Below are 23,155 nucleotides of genomic sequence, written 5' to 3'. Positions count from 1 at the left end.
AGCCTTATTTAATTCCGAAAAATAACCAAGGTTATTTTCTAATGTGTTCTCTTGTCTCTTTTGTGGTAGGAATTTGCTAATGTTGATATAGATAAACAAACATTATTTTTTACCACAAAAGATACAATAGAAAACAAAAGTTTTTTTCGCTTTAGCGAAAAATTCGTTACATGAACACCTTAATTTAATAGCAATGATAATCTCCACAAGGAACACACCTATGGTCCCCGCCATTTGGCGGGGACAGTCTCATGGATTTTAATGAGTAGTAAATAGTTAAGTTCAGCAATTTATAATGAATATTATTGCTGAATATAATCAAATTGAACTTCAAAAGAATTTCTGTGCGACTGCCCCCATTGGGGGCTGGGGCTAGGGATTGGGGCTTACCAGTCAATCGGTCTATAATCCTTCAAGAACTTACCACACCAATGCTTTCCGGTATTGATCCCATCAAACAAAGGATCCATAACACGAGCGGCACCATCCACTATATCTAATGGCGGTTGGAAGTCATGCTCCTTTTCTTTCTTTTTGGCTAATTCAGCAGGATCTTCATCGGTTACCCAGCCCGTATCTACTGCATTCATATAAATGCCATATTTAGCAAAATCTGATGCGGAAGTATGTGTCATCATATTTAAGGCTGCTTTTGCCATATTCGTATGAGGATGACGGTCTTCCTTATGATATCGGTGGAACTTACCCTCCATAGCTGATACATTGATGATATGTTTCTTTCCAGTGTCATCTTTCTTCATCAAATCGGCTAATCGATTGCATAATACAAAAGGAGCTACAGCATTCACCAATTGTACTTCCACCATTTCAATAGTGTTAATCTCTCCTAGCTTCAATCTCCAGCTATTGGTTTTTCTTAAATCTACTTGTTGCAAATCAGCATCTAATTTTCCTTCTGGGAATACCTCTTCTGGACTCAACGAATTATCAATACTATACGGGATTTGAGAAAGCTTAGCTGATGAACTTAGGCCCACTCCTAGTCTTTTTCCATGCCAACTTACGGGTAAATTCTTCTGACCATCTGCAACTCCCTCGCTAAGTTCTTGAAGTTCTTGAACACACGCTTCATGATCTGATAAGAGTTCCTGCGCAAATGCAGGCAGAGCAGATATGGGTTTCTCTTCATTCGGCATTAAATGCTGATAAAAACCAGCCGGACGCCTCACTGTCTGTGCTGCATTATTAATCAAGATATCCAGACGGTCATATTGCTGCTCGATGAAATTACAGAAAATCTCAACACTCGGAATATGTCTTAAATCCAGTCCATGAATTTTCAATCGATGGCTCCATTTATGATAATCCTCTTCTTTGGCAAAGCGTAATGCAGAATCGACTGGAAAACGAGTAGTCGCAATGACGGTGGCACCAGCTCTTAGCATCATCAAGGTAATATGATAGCCAATCTTCAAACGAGAGCCTGTAATAAGAGCAACTTGTCCAGTTAAGTCTGCAGTTTGATAGCGCTTAGCATAATTGAAATCACCGCAGCTTGGACACATGGTATCATAAAAATGATGCAGAATGTCGTATTGATCCTTACAAACATAGCACTCTCGTGACTTTTCTAATTTTACATCCGATTTGGGAATATTGCCTGTTAAGGAAATCATTTTGGGTGCTTCAAAAATTAAAGCTTCTCGAGCACTTCTAATGCCGGTATTATCCCTGGCATTTTTATCTTTTTGCTTAATTTTCCTTTTCTCAGATTTCCTCGCTTCTTTCTTTCGCCTTCTGAATTCTTCTCTGCTAGGTCTAGAAAATAGTCCTGCCGCCATAATTAGTGCTGTTCTCTTCTCTTTAGGGATATTAAATATTTGATTGGTATCTAAATTCAATGTCTCTAAAAGCGAGATGCATTGATCAATTTGTTCTTCACTGAAAGCGGTGGGATTGCTTTCTTGCTGAATTTCTATCATATTCTAATTTTGAAGGCGCAAAAGTAGTCATGAATATTCAGTAATTTTTATGTTTGGCTAAATATAAAACAGCTTTCCAACTAAAGCTCATTGATTTGATATCCTAGCCTGACCACAAAATCAAACAAGATAGGATCTGTTGCATAGAGCACTCCTAATTGATTCATGAAGGTCGATTTCGGATTGTTCAAATAAAGTTGTTTACCAAAACCATCAGTCACAATAAGGCCTAGCTCCTCAAAGAATAGACGAGTGGCAGCAAAATCCCAAATACTGCCCCCTCCTTTTTTCTTCTTGGGAAACTTAAAGTAGCAAGCCATAGGATTGTTCAATACCGCAATCGCATTCCTGACCGCTCCATATCCTAATTGATATTCCAATTTTTTTTCTTTTTCGTCAGTCCAAATTTGAAGCTCTTTCTTCAATAAATCGAAATAGGGAGTAGATTGTAGGCTTCGATCCATATAAACCTTCAAAACATCAGCTTTTCCAGTATTTCGTTTGAAAGCCTTATCATTTAAAAGCAAGCCTTTTCCTTTTATGCAAGTGTAACAATCCCCCAAGTCAGGTATATAAACTACTCCAATAAGCGGATCTCCAGATTTCGACACCAAGGCAATAGATACGGCATATCCCGTCCTTCCTTGTGTAAAAGCTAAAGTTCCATCTAAGGGATCAATACACCAAAAATAGTCTTTTTTCAATCGAGAGGCATCATCTGCTGCTTCTTCAGTCAATACCCCCAGATCATATTGCTTTATATGGTCATTCAACTGTTGGAGAATGATCTCCTGAGCCTTAAAATCAACCGCAGTCACCACTTGTGAAGCCAAAGAATCACCGCTTTCTTTCTGTTCCTTTTGATAATGTTGATCAAACTGCGATTGAATGTATTCACCCGCTGCTATTGCTGCCCTTTTAGCAGTTTTACATAGTGAATTTAAATCTTTTTCTGTAAGCATTATTTGACTTTTAATTCTTTCAAGACGATTTGAGTAAGCTTTTTGCTATACTCGTGCATCTTCCAATGGCCTGGACTCCAGCCATCTAAAAATCTATAGAAATCAGCCCATGAATAGCGATAATGTTCGCTCCACTCCTTTTTAACTTCTGGAAAATCAATAGTGTTGTCTAATGCATTCTTGAGTTGGCTAAAATAATACTGCAGCAGTTCTTCCTCGTATTTCTCACATTTCTCTTCCTCAAAACAACTGCTAATAAAATAAGCAACATCTTTCATTCCACATCCTTGGCCTACATATTGAAAATCAACAGCTGCTACAGTGCCATCTTCAGCAAAACAGAAATTAGCCAACTTGGCATCTCCATGTATAATCGTTTGATATTGAGCGTTTTGAAGCTTTTCATCTATCAGGCTCGCAGCATTTTTCAAGGAGATATTTTCCATTCGCTCCCATTCATCAGGTCGAGTTTCTAGATGCCAGTAAGTCCCCACTTCCCAAAGTCCCTTTGCATTGGTATTCATAAACTTAGCATGAAAATGGGCCAACCAACTTAGACAGCTTTTAGCATGGTCCAAAGTCACTTCATTATGATGTAAACGAAACGGATACCCGCTAGCATCCAAGTCTTCCATGATCAATAACAGCTCGTTTTCTGCTTCAACAGCATGATAGCTCTGTGGAACTCTGCAATATGCATCTGTTTTATCAGCGTATTCCTGATACCATTGTCGTTCTACTTGATAAGATTTAAGCTTTCGCTGATGTGATAATGGGGTATTCCAACCTTTGGGGTGATGCTTAGCATCTGGCAATTGAATATGTTTAACGATTACGCTAGTGTACTTTCCTCCTTCCAGAAAATACCGTCTGATTTCGCCATAGCCACTCCAGAGCGTTTGCACAGATTCAGAACGGATGATCTTTGAAGCCTTTGTGATAGCCACTATTTCCTTTGTCACCTCTACCATAGAAGCTCAAAGTTGGCTTTTTTTGATGGGATCAACAAGGGCTGCACACTCTTAGATCAGGATTAATATCGCACACTTTTCCTCCGGATCAGATAAAAGCTAACAAGCAATCTTTCCTAAAGTGAATACAGGTGATTAAAGATCTTCATCATTGAGCAAGGCTACAACAAGCCGTTCTGCAGTTTTTGCAATGGCATCTTCCTGTGCAGTTTCAATAATTTGCTGATGATCTTGCTCCATTTTTGCTTTTTCTTCTTCTATTAAACGGGTCATCTCTTTCTCTTTTTGCTGTATAGCCTCTTTGTCCTTGGCTTTATTAAAACCACCTAGCTCTTGTAGAAAAAGCCAAAAATCTAATCGCTCCTGACAAGAAACCACCCAAACATTAGGCACTGCAGCTTTATATAATTGGTTTTCCTCATCGATGAGCCAAATAAATGGAATTTTGCCATAAAGCTTTGCCTCATCTAGTTCCAAATAGGCACTAAGCGGAATTAAATAATCAGTGTTGTAAGCATCAGGTACTATCATCAGTTCCTTAACTTTTTGCGAAAAGCAAGCTTTATAGTCCGCATAGGTAAAGACTACATCAATATTCGTTTCTTTGCTTTCATCTACATTGGCTTTCAGCGTAAAAGAGGGCCAGATTTCTTCAGGCTGAATATTATTTGCTAAATCAAACCTTCCTCCCCATTTACTGCCTTTTGCAGGGTCATATTGGATAGCAGGAAAGTAACGGCTCGCATTTGCTGCTTTAGCAATTAGGTATTGACTCATTTCAGCTGATACATCCTGCATTGGTACAGATAGGTGACATAATCCTGGAGCTGTGGACTTGAAGCAGGCGTTTAATCCCTGATACACTATGGAAGGTTCCGCCATACTGCTTTGGAAGGTATACACGTTGCGATGCGCCATAGCCAATGCAGCAACTTCTTGTCTGAATTGATGAGAGGCATCTTCCCAAAGTAGCTCTTGCTTGGGAGTAGAAATATGTTCGTGGTTTAATACTACCACCTTTATGGGTTTGTTTGATGCCATTAGACTTGAAAGAGAGCTTAGATGATCAAACACATAGGGCTGATTAACAACTACTACTATCGGATAAAAAAGCTTTAACTCTTCAGCCAATAATCGATACCAATTGAAGTCTTCAAAATAGTCTTTATGGATATCCTCTTGGTATTCCCCCTCAATTTCCAGTTTTGCTATTCGATAGGCTTTCATCAAAGAAGTAAAAGATTTCACCTCTTTCTGAAATAGCTTTTGACCATGCTCAAAAAGATCGTCTTTGGTCTCAATTAGCAGTGTATTCTGAAAAAGCGGAGCTTTCCCCATGCTCTTTTTAACTTCCTTTTCAAGCAGCACTATTCCTTCATGCTTACCAAATAATTCCAGTCCTTCTTTCAATGTGCCAATTACTGAGATCAGACGAGATGACCGCGCTTGGGACAACTCTTCTGCTTTAGCTTTTGGGATTATGTCTGCCATTTGATCAAAAGCAATCAACTCATTTGCAAAATCATAATCTCCTTTAAGTGTCTCAACTACAGTGTCTTTATCGTCAATTCGCAATAATTTATTTAAACCTGTAATAAGTGAAGCTAATTGCCCTTTAAATGCTTTTCGATGTTCTTGATGGAGTTCTGAAAGCATAAAGTCAAGAAAGTAGAAAGGCGTTTCTTCCACCAGCTCGATCACTAGTTTTTTGGAATTTGCCTCCATTGTAAAAGGATATGCTGATTGCTTATCATCCAAAAAACGCAGCAAGGCCGAAGAACAGCGGTTTTGCTGGGAGTCAGAATGCTTTCCTGTTCTATAAAAATGCCTTAATTTTTTCCAGAAAGATTGCATTTCCAATTTAGGAGCAGGATTACCTTTCTTCCAATAAAAGGAAGAGGTATCTGGTGTTAGCTTATTAGGAGTTTCCATAATTCATACTTTTAAATGGCATATTTATCCATGAGTGAGTTAATGGCATCTATCCGATCTTCAACCGGGACTCCCAGATTATGGGCACCATATTCATCATATCTAGTTCCTTCTTTATTCTGGTAAAAAAGCCCTATAGGTGTAGTGGACTTAACCAATTCGGCTATTTCTCTTGCTTTCACAAGATTTGATGGGTCATGCTCTTGAATATGTCTGAATTTCTTCAATGCCTGCTCTTCCAATACAATTCCATTCTCATGGTTCAAAACGGTTATAGCATCGGGATCTTTAACAGTAGGCTCATAGTTCTCTCGCATCCAAATCGGACATCTTTGCACTATTCGAACGAAAGCCAAACCAGGATGGTCGTAGGCCTTCTTAAGGGTAGCATTCAGATGAGCAGGTTTCCAATCAACGGTTTGCGCCACAAAAGAGACATTTGCTAAGCCTAAGGTAGATTGTATAGGGTTTATAGGCGGAAGAACCGAGCCTGTCGGGTGAGTATTTGTATGGGTTCCCAGCGGACTGGTAGGAGAAGTCTGCTTTTTAGTCAGTCCATAAATAGAATTATCAAAAAGCAATACCACCATTTTCATATTATACCTGATAGCATGTACCCAATGCCCTGCACCAATAGAACAACAATCCCCGTCTCCAGTGATCACGAACACATGCAAGTCAGGTCTTCGAAATTTCACTCCACTTGCTACCGGAAAAGCTCTGCCATGAAGTCCGTGAAAGCCGTAAGTCTTCATATAATGTGGAAACCGGCTACTACAGCCTATTCCGGATACAAAAACCGTTTTTTCGGGTGGTAATTGTTCATCAGTACAAAGCTTTTGCACGGAATGTAAAATAGTGTGCGCACCGCAACCAGAACACCATCGCGCCTTGCTGCTTGAATAGTCCTCGATGCTATAATGCTCTTTTTCTGGTATTTCTATATCGCAAAAATCCGGCTTTAAGCTAATCATGTCTTATTCTGTTAAAGTTAAATCAAGTTTCTTCTCAAGCATTTCCAATATTTGGATCGGGCTCAAGGGCTGACCATAGACATTGCTAAAGCAATCTATGTCTGTTAGCGTTTGTGCCCGCAGGTACCAGGCTAATTGCGCATAACGCCTGTTCTCTTCTGTTATCAAGGGATTGCCAATGGTATCGCTATAGTTAATTTCCACCGTCATTACCTTTTTGAAATTTTTGAATATAGATTTCAGACCTGGTTCCATGGGACTTAAAAAGTGAAGATGGAGGCTACTAACCTTTGCCCCCCTCTCGCATGCCCTTTCCACTGCTTCCTCAATTGCACCTCTGGTTGAACCCCATCCCACTAGCAATAAGTCACCTGATTTATCACCCAGTATCTTTGGTTCCTTGAGCGTTTTATGCAAGGCGGCCAACTTTCGGCTTCTACTTTCAGCTGCACGTTGGTTGATAGCTGGATCGTAAGCTACATGACTTTCTTCATCATGGGCAAGCCCTGTTAGGGTGTACATGCCTCCTTTTTGACCCGGGATCGGTCGTTTGCTTAATCCAGTATCTGGATCCCAATCGTAGGCCTTCACTCCTTCTTCCCATTTACTTTGATCAATTGGATCTGGAAACCAGGCCGATTTTATTTTGGGTCTTGGAAAGGGTTGTACGCCAGTTGCTAGATTGGCATCGGTCAACACAAAGACAGGAGTCCTGAATGACTCTGCTAATTTTCTGGCTAAAATGATATAGTGAAAACACTCTTCAATGGTGGATGGGGCCAGAACAATTTTAGGTGCATCTCCTGCTGCTCCGTATAATACCGCTAAGAGATCGCCCTGTTCTACCTTGGTAGGCAAGCCCGTTGAGGGGCCTCCCCGCTGCACATCCACAATCACCAGTGGAACCTCGGCCATAACTGCCAAGCCTATAAATTCAGTCTTTAGCGCTATCCCTGGACCTGATGTGATAGTGACAGCTGTTTGACCTGCGTATGAAGCACCAATCGCAAAACCTATTGCTGCTATTTCATCTTCAGCTTGATGTATGAGGCCTCCTGCTGATTCCATTTTTTCGGCCATGGCATGGCTCGCTGAAGTGGCAGGTGTGATCGGATACATTGAACATACTTCAATTCCAGCAGCCATTACCCCTAAACTAACCGCCTCATTCCCATTCATCACGACAAAATCTTCTTTACTTATTTTACTTGGTATAGTAAAATGCATAGGCAGCTTATCATTTGCATATGCATATCCGGCATGCAATAAGTCTATATTGCTTTGAATAATGTCATCACTCTTTTTACTAAATATAGCTTTGACCTGCTCAGCTGCAATACTAAGATCACGGTCGTAAATATTACATAATAAGCCCAACACCCACATATTCTTTCCTTTACGAGGATCGCTTACGTGTTTTAAGCATTCTTTTTCCATTGGGATTTCATGGATGATATACCCAAGGGCTTTAAATTTCTGAATGGATTCGGTATATGCTGCATTCGTTTCTTCCGTATCAGTTGCCCATTTATTTTCAATGAGTAGGTATGTGCCAGGTTTATACGCATTTTGATCTATTCTACCGTATAGTACCTGCTCATTTAAAGCCACTACCATATCGGCATGATCTCCCATATTGGTGACTTTCTTGCTGCCCATTCTTACCCTTATCCCCGAAGCACCTGCTTTTGATCTCGCAGGTGGGCGTATTTCTGCAGGGATAATTTCTACCGTCCATACGCCATTGCCCATTTTTGCCGAGATCGTTCCAAGGCTTTGACCACATTTTTGTGCCCCTTCACCTGAATCACTGACTATTTCAACGACAGCCTCTCTGATTTGCTTCCTTTCAATTTTGACTGGCTCAGACTTTATGGTTTCAGAATTATTGCTCATGATTTCTACTTTATCATTAATCAATTAAGATAATTTTATACTACTTTTCCCTGATGTAGATCATATGAAAGAAGGATCTATATCAACTCTTCCTGTTTAAACTATCTTGTGTCACGGATTCTATCTTTTCTGATTCCTGCTGACAACTGAAAAGCTTTACGCAATTATGAATAGCCCATATTTCGCTCCCCTTTTCTCACGATCTTCTTACTTTCTTTGCCTTTGATAGCCCCTGCCTTCTTATCTAGCCAGACAATAGCACCCGTTGGGCATCTTTGTATAGGTAATGGGGTTTGTTCTGCAATAGAATAATTAACCACAGGAAGGTTATATTCCATCGTAATCAGGTCTCCGGGAGCATCCATGGCACAGCGTCCACATGCAGTACAAGCTACCTGACATTCCTCCAATACTTCATCCCCTTTTTCAAGGTTTTTACATGCCACCCAAAGCTGGTGGCTCACCGGCTCTATTGAAAATAAGTCTTTAGGACAAACTTCTACGCAATCTCCGCATGCCGTGCATTTGTCTACATCCACCACGGGTAGGCCATGTTCATCCATATGAATGGCATCAAAATCACAAACATTCATGCAGTCGCCAAAGCCCAAGCAGCCCCAGAAACATCCTTTTCCACCTCCTGATACTAGCGCGGCCGCTTGGCAATTTTGCAAGCCTTCATATTCCGCTTTGTTTCTGGCAACATTTGTCCCGCCCGCACAGGCAAGACGAGCCACTTGTTTTTCTTCTGCTCCCACTGATACGCCTAGATAATTTCCAATCTCGGTTCTTCCCTCATCTGAGCTGACCGTACATTTTCCGGGTAATACTTCGCCAGCAACTAAGGCTTCAGCAAAAGGTCGACAACCGGGAAATCCACAAGCACCACAATTAGCATGCGGCAACATATCTTCTACTACATCAATGCGTGGATCTTCGTAGACATAGAGTTTCTTGTTGGCAATTACCAACATGATTGACAATACTAATGTCAATCCCCCTAATGCGAGTATTGCAATGATGATAGTCATATAATATGCTTTAATAAACTAATTCAACCCACTTTTTCCCTGCGATGAGCTCCGCTTTTCGAGTTTGCCATTTTTCCTCTGAACCCATAATTTCAGAAAATGCTTTATCTAGACCTTCTTTCACTTTAGCATGACCGGCAACATAGATATGGGTATTCAGCACTGATAACATATCAACAATCTCCTCGGCACGCTCTTCTATTGATTGGTCAAGGACAACCGTATCGTTCCAAAGTGGCCGAGGACTATAGGCGTAAATGGCCTTAAATGTATCTTCGCTATAATAATTAGTGAGATCATCATCCTTTTCATTTTGATACAATAGCTCTAGGCCTGTTTTTGCCCCGTAAAAGAGAAGAATCCTGCCAGTCCAATCTTCAATATTATTATAAATATGCTTTATGAAGGCTCTAAATGGGGCAATGCCCGTTCCCATTCCTATTAGAATTAGGTTTGCACTTCTGTCTTCCGGTATTTTAAATGGCAGTTCATAAGGTCCTGTGATCGTGATTTTATCGCCCGCTTTCCTATCGCATAAATAGTTAGAGACAATTCCATCATAAAGCTCACCACTGAAAGCATCGACATAAGAGCAGCGCTTCACCAACATAGTTATCGTAGTATGGTTTTTAGTCCTTTTTGGAAGGTCTGCAACGCTATAGAGGCGAAGATGATCTGTATTCCCAAAGTCGTCATTAGATTTCACCAAAACACCAAAGCTTTGATCGATTTCACAAGCAAACTCTGGATCTTTCACTTCAAGCACTAATTCTCGTACTTCCTCACTACCTTCCGGACTTAGCCTTCGCGTCTTTTTAACAATTGCGAAATATTGCTTTCTAGTGTCGTAATCTGATAAATGTGCCATGGCCTTATCGTTTTAATTCTTTAATTCTACTTTTTTATTCTTACAAATGGTACCGCAACCACAACTTCCACAAGTTGATCTGCCAGCTAACACATCTTCATCCTTTTGCTGATCAGAAAAGGTCCTTCGCCACAGGTTCTGAATAATGACCCAAAGGATCATTAAGCCTGTAATTCCTATTATTCCTATTAAATATTTTAACATAATTCTTACTCAATTACTTCCTAAACCTGAAAATCCCATAAAAGCCAGCGATAATATTCCAGCAACTATCAAAGTCAATACTGTCCCTTTAATTGCAGTGGGAACTTCAGCTAATTCAAGCTGCTCTCTAAGTCCTGAGATTAAAAGTAAAGCCAATGTAAAACCTGCTCCGGCACCCAAGGCGTAGACTATACTTTGAAAAAAATCATATCCTTTGTTCGTTTGGAACAAGGCAACCGCCAGAATTGCACAATTAGTGGTGATTAAGGGCAAGAAAATACCCAATGCCTTAAAAAGTGCCGGGCTCATTTTCTTAACAAACATTTCCACCAACTGCACTGTGGAAGCAATCACCACGATATAGCTGATCAATTGAAGAAATGGAGCATTTATGGCCACTAATAATGCATGAATTCCATAAGCACAGATCGAACTGATTAACATTACAAATGTGACAGCCGCCCCCATTTTACTGGAGGTTTCAATTTTTCCTGAAACACCAAGGAATGGGCAGATGCCCAGGAAGTAAGCTAACACGAAGTTGTTCACTAAGCAGGCACTGATGAATATCTGACTATATGATTCCTGATTCATGATTGAGCTCTTTTTTGTTTAATCAAATTGAAAACCAATAACCAAGCAGCTAGTGTGAAAAAACCTCCAGCCGGAAGGATCATAATTACCCATTCCTGAAAACCATCAGGAAACAAGCTAAATCCAAAAAACGCCCCGTTTCCCAGTATCTCCCGTACCGCTCCAAGGCTAAACAGGGCTATAATAAATCCAATACCCATTCCCAGTGCATCCATGATGGACTTTCCTACAGTATTTTTAGAAGCAAAGGCTTCTGCCCTGCTTAATATTAAGCAGTTCACTACAATTAGTGAGATAAATGCCCCCAGGCTTTTATGCAAATCCACACTAATCGCTTGAATGACATAATCTGTAATGGTGACAAATGTGGCGATGATAAGAATGTAAGAAGCGATTCTTACTTCCTTAGGGATGAAATTTCGGAGCATGGATACCAGAATATTGGACATCAGCAATACAAATGCCGTGGCTACTCCCATGGCGAGCGCATTTTCTGCTGTATTGGAAACCGCTAAAACCGGGCACATTCCCAATACTTGTACAAAAACCGGATTTTCCCTCCATAAGCCTTTAATGAAATCATCAGTGGAAGTGGGTACCGTTTTTAAGCTTTCGTTATGGTTTTGATTATTACTCATTATCGATATTTTTAAAAATACTCCTATTCTTATGAATAATTGGCATCCACTTTTCTGCACTGCTTGCTATGATATCTCCTATAGCTCTAGAGGAAATGGTAGCCCCTGTAATTCCATCAATTTCATATTCATTTACTTTAGAGCCACTTTTTACGGTGGTCACTTTATTCTTAAGGCCATCTTTATCCTCGTTTAAGGAGACATTGAGATCAGTGAAGTTGTTGAGGAAATCAGGATCTTTTTCGATCTTATCACCAAGGCCAGGCGTCTCCTTACTTTCTAATACATAAAACCCTATAACCTCCTGTTGATCTATGTTATACCCATATATGATTCGAATAACATCTGCATATCCCTGTCCCGCTGCAACGATGGCTAGTCCTTTGAAAACACCGCTATCGTCATAGCCAGCGTAAACCACATCTTTATCAGACTTATCTCCTGCTTTGAATGTATTGTCCTGATAAGCATAGGGCTGCATTTGAGTACTTCCTGGAATAACTTTGAAAATAGCTTCTTTTAAGGCTTCTGCTCTTAAATTTTCGATACGAGGTTTTGTGCCTTCGTAGGTAAATACGATCAGCAGACCGCATAAAATACCGATTCCAGCCATAGCTCTGATCATTTTGAAACTGTTGGGCGCTATGGTCTCTTGCTTGTTCATGAGGTTTTTAATGAAGTACCGTAAACTCTGTATCGAACTAATCTATCTATATGAGGTGAGATGGCATTAGCTAACAGAATGGCGTACATCACGCCTTCCGGTAATCCACCCCACAGCCGTATAATCACAACCAAAGCTCCAATGATAATTCCATAAATCATTACTCCCCAACTAGTTATAGGGGAAGCAACCATATCGGTAGCCATAAATACAGCACCCAACATTAAGCCACCAGAAAAAAGCATGAATAATGGAGAAGGGTATTCTACAGGATCGAACCAATAAAGAATGCCACTGAACACGAATACGGTAGCGAGTATGGCAACTGGAATTCTCCAATTCATCAAATTGCGCCATACCAAATACAATCCTCCCAGAAGGATAAATACAGAAGATGTTTCTCCTGTTGATCCGCTCACTAAACCTAATGCTAAATCGCTTGCTTCAGTAGTGATTCCATCAAACTTGAATGCTGAAAGTGGTGTCGCACCAGAAGTTCCATCAATAACAGGTTCCATAAAAGGGACTGCCAAGACTGCAGAATGAAGTGTGGTAAATCGGTCCGCAGAAAAGCTAGCGAACCAAGTGGTGATGGCAACCGGAAACGCCCCTTGCAACACTGCCCTTCCTACTAAGGCCGGGTTAAATACATTGTATCCTAAACCGCCAAAAAGAAACTTACCCATCCCTATGGCAAAGACTCCACCCAAAAATGTCATCCAAAGCGGGAAAATAGGTGGTAATGTTAAGCCCAAAAGCAATCCGGTGATAATGGCAGACCAATCAGAAACAGTACTTCTTTTGTTGGCGAGTCGGCATAATACATGCTCTGTTATTAGGCACGAAACAACTGCCGTAATCAGAACTAAAGCAGCATTCCATCCGAAAGCGTAGATCGAAAACAAAGCAGCAGGCATCAATGCAATAACAACATTTCGCATAATCACCTCTACACTAGTGCCTTGTGTCAGGTGAGGTGATGTACTAATATGGAGTGTTTGCTTTTTCATCAGGCTACTTTTCTTTTTCGTATAATAGATTTTGATAGTCGGAAGTATTGCACTAATGGAATATGAGAAGGGCACACATACGAGCAGGAACCACATTCAAAGCAATCCATCAAATGATATTCCTCAGCCATTTTTTCGTAGAATTCAAATTTTGCGAGAATACCCAACTTCGAAGGGTTTAATGAAAGTGGGCATGCATCCACACAAGCACCACATTTGATACACGGGTAAACTTGAGGTGCTTGCTCAATTTGCTCTTTGTTAAAGACTACTATACCGGAAGTTCCCTTCACTATTGAAATATCCAGATTAGCCACAGCAACTCCCATCATGGGTCCGCCCATATAGACTTCACTGACAGATTCGTCCACTCCGACCTGCTCCAATACATATCGAAGTGGTGTTCCAATGGGAATCAAATAGTTTCCTTTTTTCTTAACCCCAGGTCCTGTAATGGTGATTACACGTTCTTGAATCCCTCGTCCGTGAGGCAGTAATCGTCCAATTTCAGCTGTAGTGGCTACATTTACGACCACCACACTCACATCAATTGGTAAGCCTCTTGAAGGCACTTCTTTACCTAAAAGAGAAGTAATGAGCATTTTCTCTGCTCCTTGAGGATACTTTACAGGCACTACCTCTACTGAAATGGCTTCATTTTTCGGTAGTCGTTCCCGTAGCAAATCCGCTGCATCTTGCTTATTCGCTTCAATTCCGATGATAGTGCGTTTTGCACCGGTAGCTTTCATTAAGTATTTGATTCCTAAGAATATATCATCTGATTGCTCAAGCATTACCCGATGATCAGTGGTCAGATAAGGTTCACATTCAATGCCATTAATAATCAAAGTATCGCAATGTTTGCCATCAGGAATTTTTAATTTAGCATGGGTCGGAAATGCGGCCCCTCCCAAGCCTACAATTCCAGCCTGCTGAATTCCCATCAGAATATCATCTGGGGATGCAGCATCTAGGTTAATTGGTTCTCCATCTAAAATCTCTTGTGTGGAAGATGGAAATGGTTCCAAATATATGCCAGTGGTCATCTTGCCTGAAATAGTTGGGACATTACTAATTCTCTTCACCAAGCCACTTACAGGGGCATGCAACGGAACAGATAGATATCCATCTGATTCTGCCAAGATCTGTCCTCTAACGACCTCCTGTCCTTCTCTGATCACCAATTTAGATGGAGCTCCTATATGCTGAGCCAAAGGCAGAATAATCAAAGGCGCAAAGGAAAACTGTCGAATAGGTAATCCATTCGTTTCCTCCTTATTTTCAGGAGGATGTATTCCGTGCTTGAAAGTCTGTTTAGCTGTTCTCATAAGGGATTAATTAAATTTCTCTCCTCTTTTTATCCATTTTTCCATATCCTTAGCATTGGGATCGGCTGGTAATCCAGGATGAATCACCTGCGCAGTACATTTTTCAGCTGCAGTCACCAGATCTTGGTACGGTCCTCCCTTAGGATCTTTGATATAAGCCTGCTTGTCTTCGTTATAAGCGAATATCTTAGAATTGATGTTGATGCATTCATCACAGGAAGTGCAGTCATCACTTTCTATCCAAGGGGAAGACGTAGCTTCTTTTGATGTGCTAGCTTCAGTTTCTGGCTGTGGACTATCAGCAACTTCCAAATTCTCATTCTTTTCAGTCTTGCTAGGCTGTGCAGCCGTTTTCTTCAATAGCTGATCAGTAGCCGGTATTGAGGTTCCGTTTCCTCCTGCAAGTTGCATCAGCTTTTGAGTAATCTTACCGACTACCTCTGCTCTTATTTTACTTTCTAGATCAGTAGCGGTTCCGTCTTCCTGCTTCACGCTTGCAAGATCGCGTAGCAGAATCCAGAAATCTCTTCGTTCTTCACATGATTCTACTATTGGTTTAGCCACCAATACTCTACTCAACTCGCCTGTTCTGTTAACCGCCCAAATAAATGGGAACTTATCCTCTCTTTCGCTTTCATCTAGCGCTAAGAAGTCTGTTAGCAAGATCATATTGTCGTTCCAAGAGTTGCGTGGTACATTCCTGAAATGTTTTCTAAAACGTCCCTCGGTTATGGCAAAATCGGCAAAGGTCATAGGAACCTCCATTGTTTTTTGAATCCCATTTTCTTCATACTTCAACTCATAGGTTGGCCAATCTTGATCCATTGCAGGGTTGCCTGTAAGATCTAAGGCCTCCTGTACTTTTACCCCCAGTTCAGGATTGTACTTAAATATTGGATAAGCTCTTGACTCTACCGCCAATTTTGCTTGATGTACCCCTAAATCATCTGCTACACCATGCTCTGGTTGGCAAGTAGTGTATAAGTTAAATAATGCTGGTCTTCGTGTAGTCAAGCCATCAATAAAACCTTCTATCATATGGCTTGTATTAGCAAGAGTAGCTTGCATGACATATGTATTTCTATGTGCCATTGCGACCAAGCCAATCTCTTTTCTCGGCTCAGCTTTTCCTTTCCATACTTTTCCGTATTGTGCCATATCAGAAATCTGTCCGATAAAGCCTGAAGTACAAGCTTGTCCACCGGTATTTGAATACACCTGAGTATCGACCACAATTACTTTAATAGGTTTACCAGATGCCATCATACGGGATAGATTTTGAAAACCTATATCATACATAGCCCCATCGCCTCCTAAAGCTACCACGGGTGGGCATAAGAGCCACTCCTCATCTGTGAATTGATGCCAGTTAAAGTACGTAAAGAAGTCTTTATCTTCTTCAGGACGGTATTTTCCTTTTAATTCCAGTTCTGCTTTACGGATAGTGGTAAATCCTTCCGCCATTTTAGCCATATGCCCTTCGAAAATACCCATTGCCATAGAGGTTGAATCTTGGAATAGGTGATTAGCCCAAGGGAAAGGGTAAGGATTATAAGGATAAGTACTGCCCCATACAGATGTACATCCAGTGGCATTCGTCATACCCATTGAAGACCTGCCCTTACCTGTGGTCCCATCGGTATATTTCCATTTCAGTCGCTTTAATTGGGAAAGCGTATGTGTTGTTTCCTTTAGCCAATCTTGGTCAATTGGTTTGCTTCCACGTTCAGCTTCCAACTTGGCGGCAATGCCAGACATGGTTAAATCTGAATCATGTGTATCTTTAAGAATTCTTTCTATTGCATCTGTGTCATTTATATTGACATTTTCTATTAAACGAGCCTGGATGTGTTTTTCCATCTGTTTAATGAGGTCATCTAAATAATCTATGTGTTTTTTAATGCGGGGTTGCATTAGAGACTCTAATGTCGCTGTAAATAAATGGACTACAGATTTTTCAGAACATCCTAAGCAAGCTCCATCGCCACTTGCGAAATTCATATAGGCTTCTTTGTTTAAAAGCAAAGTTTCCAATGGCCCAATTTTCTCTTCCAGATCATCAATGCGATTGTATTTCTCTGGCGTTGTTGGCAGATTAGTCCATAAGTCCCAGTCTTTTCTCAATTTTGCTACCGTGCCATCTGTCTGAATAATAGGTCGTAATGCGTCATCTTCGCAGACCTGGATACATTCGTTGCAGCCCTTGCAAGTGTTGGGGTTAATCGTAATGCTAAATAGACCTCCGCTATTGGGTGATTTCTTCTCATGTAGATCATAATATGGTCTGGTAAGTGCAAATTGAAAATCGCCTAGCTCTTCTCTAAACCAGCCCAGCTCTTGTGCCATATCAGTCTGATCTTTATTCTCTTCAATCATCTGGTCAATGGCTTCCTGAATGTAATTGTTAACCGTTGCACCATTGCCTGATGAATTAAATAGTGTCCTTACTTTACCTTCCATTGTGCGGACAGCTTTCTGCAAATGCTTTACCCCTTCATTGTTCTTTTTCACCCGCTTCACCACTGTATCAAGCACATCTTTTAGTTCACTAACTAATCCAGGTATAGCGGTATCAGGACAAACTGTATAACATTTACCACATGCGGTGCAATTATTGGCTATCCACTCCGGATGCTCGAAACGAATACCAGTCATATCACGAAATACTGAGGAAACTGCCGGCATTACGCTCAAGCCAATAAAGGGATCAGTAATATTATCATTTCCCATTCCTTGGGCATAGAAGTTACCTGTCTGCTCCCAAAAGCGATGGATGTCACTTAAGTTAGATTCACTTTTTGGCATCTCCTTAAGCATCTGTGGAATCGGTATCCCTACTGTTCCATTAGCGTGGCCATTAGAAGCTGTTTGAACCTCTTTAATCGTAACTTCATTAATCTCTGTAAAACCACGTTTTACTACACGCATATTATCATCCACAACCCTTTGGCCTTTACCGCCAAATTTGGATTGAAGTTGATCTTCAATGGCTTGCAATAATTCTTTTTCATTTAGTCCAGCGGTTTTCATTAATGGAGAGGCTGCAAAGAAGGCTCCTTGAAAGGCAATTCCCTGCATGCGTAACTGAAGCTCAGGATCTGAAGCTTCCTCTCTGGCGATTTTAAAACCGTCAATGTAGTAGACCCGGATATTATTCTTCACAATTAATTTTTGATACTGCTTTGGAATAGTAGCCCACACTTCTTCCTGATTTGCTTTATCGCTTTGAATGATGAAACAGCCTCCCTCTTTCAAGCCTGCCAATGCATTAGTATGTTTAAATACGTTAGGATCAGGAGATAAAACCACATCAACAAAGTAGAATTCACAGTTCATGCGAATAGGTTCAGGTGCCGCTGCCAAGTAATAAGTGGTTGGTTGGCCTTTCTTCTCTGAACCATATTTAGGATTTGCTTTTATGTCATATCCCAGGAGGTCATAAAGGGTCATCGCCAAGTTTTTACCTGTTGTAATTGCGCCCCAGCCTCCAACGGAATGAAAACGGACAGTTGTAGCTCCTTTTGGCATAAGATTCGGACTCTCAGAACCATGCACTGCCAATTCTTTAACTTTAGGGTAGGCAGCTTCTATTGTTTCCTGATAAGCTCTTTGCTTTGGTGTGAAGGCATTATCTCTAATAAAATCAATTGATAAATAGAATAACTTTTTGTGCTTACCATCAGGCAGCATATTTTCAATAGCACCAATGATGCCTTCGGCCTGCAAATCACGGCTACCCATTCCAAAAGATCCGGAATAGATCCTAGGTACATCTTTCGGCTGATAAGATTCGATTTCCGGATAAGACTTATCAGTTTTGGAAAGTCCATTTTCAAGGCATTTTGACATAACGGCCCGAAGTTCACGGGCAATGGGTAAGTCCTCTGCTAATGGTTGATCCAGTCTTTCCAGAACCACTACTCCTTTTTTACCTTTTAGAATTTTTGATAAATGGTCAGCTGGGAATGGACGAAACATCACTAAATCCACTACCCCTACTTTGAGCTTTCGAGTAGTTCTAAGATAATCCACCACTGCTTCAGCACTTGGAACAACGCTTCCCTGCCCTAATATAAGGTAATCAGCATCTTCAGCCTTATAAGACATTACTCGCTTATAGTTGCGACCGGTTAATTGGCCGTATTCTTTAAAAGCAAGGTCCGTCAACTCTTTAATATGATCAAAAAAGAAAGGTCGTTGTGCAGCCACACTTTGCATATAAGAATCCTGATTTTGCACAATTCCAGCCATCACGGGATTGTCTACATCCCACAGCTCAGGAATGCGCCTGCGCTGATCTCCAAAAATAATTTTTTGGGCTGGAGTTGGCGTGTCGATCATATCATCCGGTCTACCCAAAAACTCATTGATTAGCTCTCGTTCAGGAATTAACAGACTTTCTATTAAGTGCGTGGTCAAAAACCCATCTTGGGCTATAATTCCAGGTGTAAGTGCCAGCTCTGCCACCCGGTGAGCAATTACATTTAAATCCGCTACGTGCTGAGCATTTTTAGCAAAAAGCTGGAAAAATCCGGTGTCATCTACAGCATGATAATCATCATGTCCGGCATGCACATTGAGAGTTGATTTGGTCATGGCTCGTGCACCAATATTTAACACATAGGTTAACCTTTTACCCACTGCAGCATACAAGGACTCGTGCATATAAGCTATACCTTGTCCTGACGAGAAATTGGCGGCTCTTTGGCCAGTCATTGATAGCCCAGCTGTAACGGCTGCGGCTGCATGTTCGCCTTCAGGCTCAATGAATATTAGAGGCTTGTTAGAAATATTGAGGTGTCCCTTAGCAGCTTCTTCTGCCCAATACTCTCCCATCTGCGTTGATGGTGTAATGGGATACGCCCCTGCAGCATCTGAAGATTCTCTTTCACACATGATAGCAGCAGTATTTCCATCCATAGCTGCAGATATTCCGGGATATTTGGGTTTGATACTTTTGCTCATAGCAGTGTTATTTAAATTTGATTTAGGCCTCGCGAACCACTTTGCGTGTATTTTCAGCCATTGCCATAAAGCTGTTGGCAGTATTTAGGCTCATCCAAGTGTCTTGACCCTTTGTAGGATTATAAAGAGGTACAAGGTTTAGCTCATTGAATCTTTTGTCAATTGACCTACAGCTTGACAGCAGATCCTCAACATTTGAAGTTTTTTCAAACTCAACATCATTATCTGAAAGGAAACTTCCTAAATAATTTACGATAGCTTCATATGCATTCTGACAAACGCTGTAATGTACTACGTCTTCTTCAGGCTTGCATAACTCATTATTGGCTCTAGCTAATAGCTCATCAGCTGTTTCTAGGAGGGTTTTAGTCATCGGTTCCATATTAGTCGGATTTTGTTATACAAATAAATCTACGAATTGGAATTGACTCATATTATGACATAAATCACGAAAATGAATGATTTGTATCGAGAGGCTACAAAGGAAAGCCCCTGCTCAATTGATGGTTTTTCATAGCTTTTTAATGTAGCGTTTGAGCACTCATTTGATGAATATCCTGGCATCTGCAACTATGATCTCTTTTTCAGAAGCAAAAACAGGATTGAGATCCAAAGAACTTATTTCCGGGAAATTATAAACAATATCCGATAGTTTAAGCAGCACATCTGCTAATCCCTCCTTGTTTACGGGAGGCTGAGATCTGTAGCCTTCTAAAAGTTTAATCCCTCTTATGGACTGAATCATTTGAAGTGCTTTTTCTTTGGACAATGGCGCCATGCCAAAGCTTACATCCTGAAGGATTTCTACTCTTGTTCCCCCTAGTCCAAACATGATGGCATGCCCAAAACCCTCATGGTACTTAATTCCCATGATAAGCTCCACGCCTTCTTTTACCATACTTTGAAGCACTACGCCTTGAAAACGGTCTGTTGAGACACAATTTGATACTTTGCCAAAGGCTTCTATTAGTTCTTTTTTGTTCTCAATATTCACTATTACTCCTCCTATATCGTACTTGTGAATAACTCCTTTTGCCACAATTTTGGCAACCATAGGATACTTTACTTTGCTTGTCTCAAGGGCTTGCTTTAAATTAGTTACAACTTTATAAGGGGCTATAGGTAGGCCAAGTACTTTCAATAAGTTATAGCTTTGAATCTCATTGAAATAGCGAGCTCCAGCTATTTTTAATTCATCTATTTGCTTTTTGATAGTTGAATATTTCCTTTCCGCTAATTTCTGGGAGGTACTTATTTCCTTACCAACTGCAAACTGTCCGTAATTTGAAGAATAAGAGAGTGCTTTCACAGCTTGCTCCGGAAATTCATAATTAGGCAAATCATATTCATCAAACAACTTGTTAACCGCTTCATCTTTTACAGCCGGAAAAACTGCCGCAATGGGTATTTTCCTGTTTCTTGCCTTCTCAATGAGTGATTTTAAATCTTGTAAAATTGCGACTCTCTGCGTCATAAACTGTGGAGTGCATATGATTAATAATAAGTCAAAGATATTTGATTCCATCAAAATCTTCAGGCTGTCCTTATATCTGTCAGCAGCAGCGTCACCCAAAATATCTATAGGGTTTTTAACCGATGCGGCAGCTGGAAGAATCTTTTTTAATTCTTGCTGCAGGTCTTCTGTTAGTTCGGCAATTTTAAGATGGTTTTTTTCTGCACTATCCATGGCCATTATTCCCTGACCGCCAGCATTAGTGACCACCAATAACTTATTACCACCTGGGACTGGCTGGTTGGCCATGATCATAGCAGTATTAAACATTTCTTCCATAGTATTGACCCTTATTACGCCACAATCCTCTAGAAAATAAGAAATCATCCCATCCTCACCTGCCAAAGCACCGGTATGAGAAAGTGCCGCCTTTTTACCACTTTCGCTTCTCCCTGATTTTAGAAGTATGATAGGCTTTCTATTTTTTCTATTGTTTCTTTTTACTATTTCTCGGAAGCGAATTCCATCTGCAAAGCTCTCCAAGTATAGTAAAATCACCTTCGTTTGCGGATCATTGTAAAAATATTCTATTAGATCATTTTCATCCACAGCAGATTTATTACCAATAGTGACAAACTTGCTAAATCCTATATCGTGCTTATCTGCAAATTCTAATGCATGAATCCCTATTGCACCACTTTGGGAAATAAAAGCAATATTGCCTCGTGGAGGTATCGCTCTAGCAAAAGTGGCATTTAAGCTCGTGTTTGTATCCGTATTGATAATACCCAAGCAATTGGGGCCAATAACTAATAAATCATGTTCAGATATGAAATTTGCTAATTGTTGCTCCAACAATTGACCACTTGCTAAACCTGTTTCTTTAAAACCAGCTGAAATGATGATGAATGCTTGAATTCCTTTCTTTTGACAGTCACTTAAAATTTTAGGAACAATCGGTGCAGCCACAGCGATAATTGCGAGGTCAATGGAATGCTTTATTTCACTAATGTTCTGATAGGTTTTAATTCCTAGAATTTGCTTGGCATCATTATTAATTGGAAATACATCACCCTTATAAGCTGTATCCAAGATGTTCTTTAATAAAGCATAGCCCACTTTATTGACTTTGGTTGATGCGCCAATAATAGCTACTTGTTTTGGATAGAATAATCGTTCGAATTGTTTCTTTTTAAAGCTCATCTACCTAATAATGAATGCAATATGTTTAATTTTTCAATACATTTTTAAAAACTCAATTTCCGTATTTGAAAGCAACTTTTATATTTCCATTGATCTTGAATGAATCCTTTCCACCTATTTATTTTTTAACTCTATTATATTTATCCTTAATTCTGATGATGTCATTTTCATCAAATTCACCAAATGCAATTTCTAAAATGCATGCTGGTTTTTCGTGGGTTATAATCTGATGATGGGTTAATGCGGGTATAAAAAACTCATCGCCTTTGCTGGCTGTCACTTTTTTATCTCCTATCAAAATAACTGGAGAGCCTTCTATAACTTTCCAGAATTCGCTTCTATTTTTATGGTACTGTAAACTAAGTTCAGCATGAGCATCAACATTAATTAATTTAACAGTACTATTTTCATTATGAGTAAATTGCTCAAAATTACCCCAAGGACGCTTTTCAGTGTACTTCTCCAGTTTGGATTTTTCAAAATCTACTAGCATAGTTTTTCGCTTTATTTGATTCCTCA

General features: G+C 40.3%; 18 protein-coding genes. All 18 read right to left on the bottom strand.

Annotated features, from left to right (window positions below; all coding sequences use genetic code 11):
* Positions 1-386 precede the first annotated feature (386 nt).
* Complete coding sequence (locus Q3Y49_RS14575; RefSeq protein ID WP_303269136.1) at positions 387-1,943, bottom strand: SDR family NAD(P)-dependent oxidoreductase; 1,557 nt, start codon at positions 1,941-1,943, stop codon at positions 387-389.
* Positions 1,944-2,023: 80 nt separating this feature from the next.
* Positions 2,024-2,905 (bottom strand): 3'(2'),5'-bisphosphate nucleotidase CysQ family protein, encoded by an 882-nt coding sequence (locus Q3Y49_RS14570; RefSeq protein ID WP_303269134.1) that lies wholly within the window; start codon positions 2,903-2,905, stop codon positions 2,024-2,026.
* On the bottom strand, positions 2,905-3,876 hold the full coding sequence (locus Q3Y49_RS14565) for a phosphotransferase (protein ID WP_303269133.1): 972 nt from the start codon (positions 3,874-3,876) through the stop codon (positions 2,905-2,907). Before Q3Y49_RS14565 ends, Q3Y49_RS14570 begins: the two co-directional genes overlap by 1 nt.
* 135 nt (positions 3,877-4,011) lie before the next feature.
* Entirely contained in the window at positions 4,012-5,808 is a 1,797-nt protein-coding gene (locus Q3Y49_RS14560; RefSeq protein ID WP_303269132.1) for a thiamine pyrophosphate-dependent enzyme, read from the bottom strand.
* An 11-nt stretch (positions 5,809-5,819) separates the two neighbouring features.
* Complete coding sequence (locus Q3Y49_RS14555) at positions 5,820-6,782, bottom strand: thiamine pyrophosphate-dependent enzyme (RefSeq protein WP_303269130.1); 963 nt, start codon at positions 6,780-6,782, stop codon at positions 5,820-5,822.
* A gap of 3 nt (positions 6,783-6,785) precedes the next feature.
* Positions 6,786-8,702 carry a 2-oxoacid:acceptor oxidoreductase subunit alpha gene (locus Q3Y49_RS14550; protein ID WP_303269128.1) on the bottom strand — a complete coding sequence of 639 codons (1,917 nt, stop codon included), beginning with the start codon at positions 8,700-8,702 and terminating at the stop codon, positions 6,786-6,788.
* 140 nt (positions 8,703-8,842) lie between these two features.
* A complete protein-coding gene (locus tag Q3Y49_RS14545; RefSeq protein WP_303269126.1) occupies positions 8,843-9,709 on the bottom strand; it encodes an RnfABCDGE type electron transport complex subunit B in 867 nt (288 codons plus the stop codon).
* 10 nt (positions 9,710-9,719) lie between these two features.
* The gene (locus tag Q3Y49_RS14540) at positions 9,720-10,577 is read right to left on the bottom strand and encodes a ferredoxin reductase domain-containing protein (protein ID WP_303269125.1); all 858 of its coding nucleotides are present in this window, start codon (positions 10,575-10,577) and stop codon (positions 9,720-9,722) included.
* Between the two features lie 12 nt (positions 10,578-10,589).
* Complete coding sequence (locus Q3Y49_RS14535) at positions 10,590-10,781, bottom strand: hypothetical protein (RefSeq protein WP_085515581.1); 192 nt, start codon at positions 10,779-10,781, stop codon at positions 10,590-10,592.
* Between the two features lie 9 nt (positions 10,782-10,790).
* A complete protein-coding gene (locus Q3Y49_RS14530) occupies positions 10,791-11,375 on the bottom strand; it encodes an electron transport complex protein RnfA (RefSeq protein ID WP_303269120.1) in 585 nt (194 codons plus the stop codon).
* Entirely contained in the window at positions 11,372-12,013 is a 642-nt protein-coding gene (gene rsxE, locus Q3Y49_RS14525; protein WP_303269119.1) for an electron transport complex subunit RsxE, read from the bottom strand. Before rsxE ends, Q3Y49_RS14530 begins: the two co-directional genes overlap by 4 nt.
* Positions 12,006-12,677, bottom strand: coding sequence for an RnfABCDGE type electron transport complex subunit G (locus Q3Y49_RS14520; protein ID WP_303269118.1), 672 nt, complete (start codon positions 12,675-12,677; stop codon positions 12,006-12,008). Before Q3Y49_RS14520 ends, rsxE begins: the two co-directional genes overlap by 8 nt.
* A complete protein-coding gene (locus Q3Y49_RS14515) occupies positions 12,674-13,687 on the bottom strand; it encodes an RnfABCDGE type electron transport complex subunit D (RefSeq protein ID WP_303269117.1) in 1,014 nt (337 codons plus the stop codon). The genes Q3Y49_RS14520 and Q3Y49_RS14515 overlap by 4 nt, the downstream gene beginning before the upstream one ends.
* Entirely contained in the window at positions 13,687-15,015 is a 1,329-nt protein-coding gene (gene rsxC, locus Q3Y49_RS14510; protein WP_303269116.1) for an electron transport complex subunit RsxC, read from the bottom strand. Before rsxC ends, Q3Y49_RS14515 begins: the two co-directional genes overlap by 1 nt.
* A gap of 6 nt (positions 15,016-15,021) precedes the next feature.
* On the bottom strand, positions 15,022-19,980 hold the full coding sequence (locus Q3Y49_RS14505) for a 2-oxoacid:acceptor oxidoreductase family protein (RefSeq protein ID WP_303269115.1): 4,959 nt from the start codon (positions 19,978-19,980) through the stop codon (positions 15,022-15,024).
* Positions 19,981-20,002: 22 nt separating this feature from the next.
* Positions 20,003-20,353 carry a HEPN domain-containing protein gene (locus Q3Y49_RS14500; protein ID WP_303269114.1) on the bottom strand — a complete coding sequence of 117 codons (351 nt, stop codon included), beginning with the start codon at positions 20,351-20,353 and terminating at the stop codon, positions 20,003-20,005.
* Between the two features lie 168 nt (positions 20,354-20,521).
* Positions 20,522-22,636 (bottom strand): acetate--CoA ligase family protein, encoded by a 2,115-nt coding sequence (locus Q3Y49_RS14495; protein ID WP_303269113.1) that lies wholly within the window; start codon positions 22,634-22,636, stop codon positions 20,522-20,524.
* 118 nt (positions 22,637-22,754) lie between these two features.
* Positions 22,755-23,129: a phosphomannose isomerase type II C-terminal cupin domain gene (locus Q3Y49_RS14490; RefSeq protein ID WP_303269112.1), complete on the bottom strand. Its 375-nt coding sequence runs from the start codon at positions 23,127-23,129 to the stop codon at positions 22,755-22,757.
* Positions 23,130-23,155 lie beyond the last annotated feature (26 nt).

Origin of the sequence: Marivirga harenae (assembly GCF_030534335.1) — a bacterium.
Classification (GTDB): Bacteria; Bacteroidota; Bacteroidia; order Cytophagales; family Cyclobacteriaceae; genus Marivirga; species Marivirga harenae.
This window is presented reverse-complemented; position numbering and strand designations above follow the sequence as displayed.

What these genes read in the sequence shown, in the direction of transcription:
- Q3Y49_RS14505 (WP_303269115.1), bottom strand. Translation starts at nt 19,980, where the DNA reads ATGAGCAAAAGTATCAAACCCAAATATCCCGGAATATCTGCAGCTATG.
- Q3Y49_RS14545 (WP_303269126.1), bottom strand. Translation starts at nt 9,709, where the DNA reads ATGACTATCATCATTGCAATACTCGCATTAGGGGGATTGACATTAGTA.
- Q3Y49_RS14500 (WP_303269114.1), bottom strand. Translation starts at nt 20,353, where the DNA reads ATGACTAAAACCCTCCTAGAAACAGCTGATGAGCTATTAGCTAGAGCC.
- Q3Y49_RS14535 (WP_085515581.1), bottom strand. Translation starts at nt 10,781, where the DNA reads ATGTTAAAATATTTAATAGGAATAATAGGAATTACAGGCTTAATGATC.
- rsxE (WP_303269119.1), bottom strand. Translation starts at nt 12,013, where the DNA reads ATGAGTAATAATCAAAACCATAACGAAAGCTTAAAAACGGTACCCACT.
- Q3Y49_RS14530 (WP_303269120.1), bottom strand. Translation starts at nt 11,375, where the DNA reads ATGAATCAGGAATCATATAGTCAGATATTCATCAGTGCCTGCTTAGTG.
- Q3Y49_RS14520 (WP_303269118.1), bottom strand. Translation starts at nt 12,677, where the DNA reads ATGAACAAGCAAGAGACCATAGCGCCCAACAGTTTCAAAATGATCAGA.
- Q3Y49_RS14565 (WP_303269133.1), bottom strand. Translation starts at nt 3,876, where the DNA reads ATGGTAGAGGTGACAAAGGAAATAGTGGCTATCACAAAGGCTTCAAAG.
- Q3Y49_RS14490 (WP_303269112.1), bottom strand. Translation starts at nt 23,129, where the DNA reads ATGCTAGTAGATTTTGAAAAATCCAAACTGGAGAAGTACACTGAAAAG.
- Q3Y49_RS14560 (WP_303269132.1), bottom strand. Translation starts at nt 5,808, where the DNA reads ATGGAAACTCCTAATAAGCTAACACCAGATACCTCTTCCTTTTATTGG.
- Q3Y49_RS14515 (WP_303269117.1), bottom strand. Translation starts at nt 13,687, where the DNA reads ATGAAAAAGCAAACACTCCATATTAGTACATCACCTCACCTGACACAA.
- Q3Y49_RS14540 (WP_303269125.1), bottom strand. Translation starts at nt 10,577, where the DNA reads ATGGCACATTTATCAGATTACGACACTAGAAAGCAATATTTCGCAATT.
- rsxC (WP_303269116.1), bottom strand. Translation starts at nt 15,015, where the DNA reads ATGAGAACAGCTAAACAGACTTTCAAGCACGGAATACATCCTCCTGAA.
- Q3Y49_RS14495 (WP_303269113.1), bottom strand. Translation starts at nt 22,636, where the DNA reads ATGAGCTTTAAAAAGAAACAATTCGAACGATTATTCTATCCAAAACAA.
- Q3Y49_RS14555 (WP_303269130.1), bottom strand. Translation starts at nt 6,782, where the DNA reads ATGATTAGCTTAAAGCCGGATTTTTGCGATATAGAAATACCAGAAAAA.
- Q3Y49_RS14575 (WP_303269136.1), bottom strand. Translation starts at nt 1,943, where the DNA reads ATGATAGAAATTCAGCAAGAAAGCAATCCCACCGCTTTCAGTGAAGAA.
- Q3Y49_RS14570 (WP_303269134.1), bottom strand. Translation starts at nt 2,905, where the DNA reads ATGCTTACAGAAAAAGATTTAAATTCACTATGTAAAACTGCTAAAAGG.